The organism is Streptomyces sp. NRRL F-2664 (genome assembly GCF_000719345.1).
Classification (GTDB): Bacteria; Actinomycetota; Actinomycetes; order Streptomycetales; family Streptomycetaceae; genus Streptomyces.
Genome location: NZ_JOFX01000116.1, coordinates 1 through 4783 on the forward strand (window position 1 = coordinate 1; position 4783 = coordinate 4783).

2 protein-coding genes and 1 pseudogene are annotated in these 4783 nt (G+C 78.7%); all 3 read right to left on the reverse strand.

The genetic code is table 11. The annotated features are described in order from the left end of the window. Positions 1-406 (reverse strand): annotated as a pseudogene (locus IF89_RS0134280) (hypothetical protein); the annotation flags it as partial. Positions 407-4007: 3601 nt separating this feature from the next. After that, positions 4008-4379 carry a transposase family protein gene (locus IF89_RS49900; protein WP_420707005.1) on the reverse strand — a complete coding sequence of 124 codons (372 nt, stop codon included), beginning with the start codon at positions 4377-4379 and terminating at the stop codon, positions 4008-4010. Next, on the reverse strand, positions 4271-4540 hold the full coding sequence (locus IF89_RS48495) for a hypothetical protein (RefSeq protein WP_234328004.1): 270 nt from the start codon (positions 4538-4540) through the stop codon (positions 4271-4273). Before IF89_RS48495 ends, IF89_RS49900 begins: the two co-directional genes overlap by 109 nt. Positions 4541-4783: the final 243 nt, after the last annotated feature.

The window sequence follows — 4783 nt, forward strand, 5'->3', positions numbered from 1 at the left end:
GGCCCTCACCGGTGTCGACGAACGGCAGGCCCAAACCCATACCCGCGCCCAGGCCCTGCCGGTCCACCCCCAGACCCGACAACTCCTGGTCATACGACAGTGACAGCCCGAACGAAGCCTCCCCCCGCCCCGCCGTGCCCAAGAGCGGCACCTCCAGGGAGTAGCGGCCGGTCCGCACATCCACCGCACCCCCCGCCTCCTCACCCGGGGCGAACACACCCGACACGGTGCCCGAAGCCCCAGGCACCGCCGCGGCAGCGGCGGCCGAGCGGGAGCCGGGGGCGGCGAACGCCTCACCCGCGCTCTCCCCGGCAACGGTGCCGGCAGCGGCCAGGGCGAGGAGGCCGGCCACACCATTCCGGCGGATGCGGCGGGCGGCAGGGGACGGGGCGGGAGAAGAGGGCATGGCAATCCTCCGGGGCGGGTATCGCGATGGGACGTCTCCAGGAAAGAGGCTTCCGGGGCTGCTGTCCCTCCTCCGTCCAGCCCCCTGCCCCTGGTGCTGTGCTGGGTCGGCCGCGCCGTCGGCGGAGCGGCGGTCCAGGGTGCAGATCTTCGGCCCGGCGCGAGTGGCCGCCGGGCTGCTGGCCACCGCGTACTACGGGAACATTGGTGCAGGTCTTCAAGGGCTTCCGCCGGCCTCTGCAGGCATGCGAGGCGCGGGACCCGGGGCTGCGTCCGGTCGGCCTGCCCGGCTGGCGAGCTCAGCGCTTCCCGGCAAGGCCGGGGCCGGCTCCCCCGGCCTTGCCGGCCGGCGCCGGGAAGGGCGGCCGGGTCCAGCCTCGCTGCCGGAGTAGCCGCCACGCGCACTCCGGTCCTTGGGCAGGCCCGCGTCTGCTTCGGCACGCGCCCCGCACTTGCGGGCGGTGCCCCGGCCGGGTTCTCCTGCCCGGCGGGCCCGGCCTGTTCCTGCGGTGGTTCGCATTGCCCAGCCTGCCGGGTGCTGTCCGCCCTGCCGGCCCCGGCGGGGCCCTCTCCACGGCGGTGAAGGCCGGCGGCCGGCTGCGGTATCACCTGCAGTAGGGGGGACGGCGAGCGGTTCAGCCCGCATGCTGGGCGGCGGCCGCACGGCCCGCGCCTGTGAGCGCGGCGCAGCTGGTGGCGGCCCGGCCGCATGCCCGGCTGCTGGGCGGCCAGCCCGGCCATGCGGTACGCCAGCCCCGGGGAGCTGCATCACGAGGGTATGCGGCTTGGCGAGGGGCGTGGGGCTCAAAGGGCGTCCGGAGGGGCGGAAGCCCTGTCGGGACTGCGCCTTTTCCGGCTGCAGAGCGGGCCCGCAGTCACCGCCCGGCCCCGCCCGGGAGGCCGGCGGGGCGGCAGCGCGCGGCCGGCCTGCCGGGCGACCGGACTCGGACCCTACGGCGAGCGCCGTGCACTGCGGAGTGCCGGCGGCAGCGGCGGGGGCCGGCTTCAGCCCGGCATGCGCCCGGCCCGCCTGCGCCTCCACAGCGGCGGCGTCCCCGGCAGCGCGGCCGGCAGGGCGGCGCCCGCGGCCCTCCACGGGCCGGTGTACTGGCCGGTGGCTGCCCGTCCCGGTCCGGGGCGGACAGCCCGCACGGGCCCGCTGACGGCTTCACAGCGTAGTCCGCGCCGGCTGGGGCGGGCAGGGGGGTCCAGCCGGCCCGCCGCCGCGTCCCTGCGCGGCCTCCCCTGCGGACGCCTGTCAGCAGGCGCCGCCAGCACCCTGGCCGGCTGGCCGGGAAGGGCGCTGCGGCAGAGGTCCGACGGCGGTTGCAGACGGCCGCAGCCCGGCGGGAGGAGGGGGCCAGGCAGGCAGCTGCGGCGGCCCCCGGCGCCGGGGGCCGCCGCAGAGGAAGGCGGCCGCGCTGGCTGGGTTGTCCACTGCGCTTGGGCGCCCTCCCGGCGGCCTGGCCGGCACCGCCCCCGCCGAGCGGCCCGCCGCGCCCGCCCAAGGCCCGGGCGGGCGGCCTCCTCGCCGGCGCGGTCCGGGAGGGGCCGGCCGGCGCCGCCTGTGCCGGCCGGCGGAGAACCAGGCGGGACACAGGCAGCCGGACGGCGCCGCCTCCCGGGCCCCCGCGCCGGATTCCGCCGGCCGGCGCCCGGCCCCTGCGCGGGGAACAGGCGGCTGCAGCGGGGGCCGGCGCAGCGCAGCCAGGCTGTCCCGCTCCGTGCAGCCTTTCCCGGCTCCCGGGGCGTCCGGCCGGCGCGGCCCGGAATGGGCCTACACCACCGGGGCGCTGACCGCTGCCGGGCCGGCCCTTCAAAGTGGGGATGCGGGCGGGCGCGGGGGGCTGCTTTCGTGTAGGTGCTGCCTCCGGGCCGCCGCGCGCGACCGGGCAGCGCCGTGGACAGCAGCCCGGGCCATGACAGGGAGGAGGGCGCCGATGGCCGCCACGCCGGGCCCGCGGGCCGGAGCCCGCCGCCGGACCACCACCCCCCGGGCGGGCAGGACGCCAGGAGCGCAGTCCCTGGCCGGCGCCCCCGCCGCCGGCTGGCGAAACCCCCTCCCCGCACAGCCGCCACCCTCCCCCGCACCCGGCCGCAGGCCCCCGGAATCCCGCTGCCTGCAGCCCGCCGCCAGCAGGCAGCGGCGAACCGCCCTCCAGGCAGGCCCGCCCCTCCCCCGCCGGCCCGCCGACCCAGCCCGCGCACCACACCAGCCCCTGGCCGCGCACCACACCAGCCCCTGGCCGCGCACCACACCAGCCCCTGCCGGGTGGTGGCCTGCCCGGCCCGCCGGGGGGCGGCGGGCCGGGCAGGCCACCACCCGGCAGGAACCCGCCCCCGCACACCCCTGCTGCGCCGCCAGCAGACGGGCAGCGCACCTGCCGCCCCGCCCCCGCCACCACACCCCCAACCCGCCCGCCCGCGGACCCAGCCGGCAGCCCCCTACCGGTGCAACCGGCCCGCAGCACCCCGCCGCACCGCCCCAGCCCCCGGGCCGCACCCGCACCAGCGCCCAGGCGCCCGCCAGCCGCGGCCGGCCCCTCCGGCCCGGCCGCCCCCCGGCACGCAGCATCCCGCCAGAACGGCACGGGACTCCCCCCGCCGGCCGGGCCGGGCCCCGCGCCGCCCGCCGCGGACACCGCCAGCCCCCGCAGCCCCCGCCGTCTGCCGCGCAGCCCGGGCTGCTGTAGCAAGCCAAGCCGCTTGGGGAGGCGGGACTGGCCGCCGCCGTCCGGCTCAGCCCCTTGGCGGATCTTGAACAGCTGCCTGGAGATCGCGCGCTTCAGGCAGAGCGCTGTGCGTCCCCGGCGGTCTTGGCCCCGCTGGCCCTGCGCGCGGCGTACGGCTTCGCGGCAGGGGCGGGGCGCATGCGGACCAGGGTGGTGGTGTGCGCGGCCCGGTGGAGCTGCCGGTCTCCGCTCCGGTGGAGGCGGTGCCGGCTGGCGAGCCCGGAAGGCGGCGGGGACCGGCGAGACGCCGGCGGACGGGGCGCAGGCCGCTTGCGAGCGGAACCGCCCCCGGCAGGGGCGTGGCTGACCAGGACCTGGGCCGCGGCGGCCGGGCCGGCGCCGCGCGGGCCGGGAAGCTCTCGGGCCGTCTGCCCCGCCAGCGCCAGGACCTCCCCCCCTTTCGAGGCCCCCTGCCTCCGCTTGCAGGCCCTGCCCGCCGCCCGGGCACCCGCCGGACGCGCAGCCGCCCGGCTGAAAGCCCCGGCGCATCCTCCGACGCGCCCGCTGCAGCCCACACGCCCCTGCGCCTATCGGCGCCGCGCCCCTGCCCTGGAAAGGCAGCGCTGAAGGGCCGGCGGCCCAGAGGAGACCGGGTGCGGCTGACGGCTGCCCGCCCTGGCTCCCAGGGATGGCCCAAGGGCCGCTCCGTGCCGGTCGGCGACACATCCGCCTGCTGCCGAGGCCGCACCCGCCGGCCGGCGGAGCTCCGGTGCGGGCCAGCCCGGCCGCTTCCCGAACCGGGTCGGCACACCCCCTCCAAACCACCCCCTCCCCCGCCCGGGCCGCACCCCGGCATCCAGCACGCCCCCAGCCGCACCCGCAGGCCGCGCCAGGACCGCAGCAGTGACGAGGCTCCTGGCCCCCTTGCACTCAATGAGCTTCTTCAGCGTTGCTTCTCCAGGGGACGGCCTTGAGGATTGACGTCAGCCTGCTGGGGCTGACGCGGGCTCTGCGGAAGATCCGCCAGGCCTTGAGGCGGGCGAAGGCCCGTTCAACGGGGTGAGCGTTCGGGCGGGTGCCCCGGTTGGCGGACTTCTCCTTGACAGTGAGCCCGCGGTCGCGGCGCTTCTTGGCGGGTGGCGCGAACGTTCCGCCGGCTCCCTGGCAGGCCTTGTCCGCGAGGGCGGGGATCTTCAGCCGCTCACAGACGGCGGCGATCCTGCGGGTGCGGGCGGCCGTGGTGTCCGCGGTCCGTCCCGGCGGACAGCAGAGGAGCCCACCGGCGGGCCGGTGGGCGCCCAGATGTTCGCACCGTGCGTGCGGCGCTTGCCTGCGTAGCCGTCCTGGCCGCTGCCCACGCGGGCGCCCTCGGCGGGCGTGCCGTCGACGAGGACGTACCCGGGACGTGCCTGTCGCAGTGCGCGGGCGGGTGGGGGCGCGCGGGCGTCGAGGTGTGTGATCACGCTGTGTACACAGGCGTGGTCGGTGCTTCCGCTGGATCCGGAAACCCGGCGGCGGTCTGGGCGAGGGTGTCGTGCCTGCCTAGCTAGTGCGTTGGCCACGAACGTTCGCCGGGGCTGATTAGGCGGCTTTGGGCCGTGGGCGGTCCCAGCGTTGCTGGCGTTCGCTGCGGACCTTGGCGCGTTCGCGGCGCTGGGCGGCCAGGACGTCGGGGTGGCGGGCGTTGGCGTTGCGCCACCGTAGGT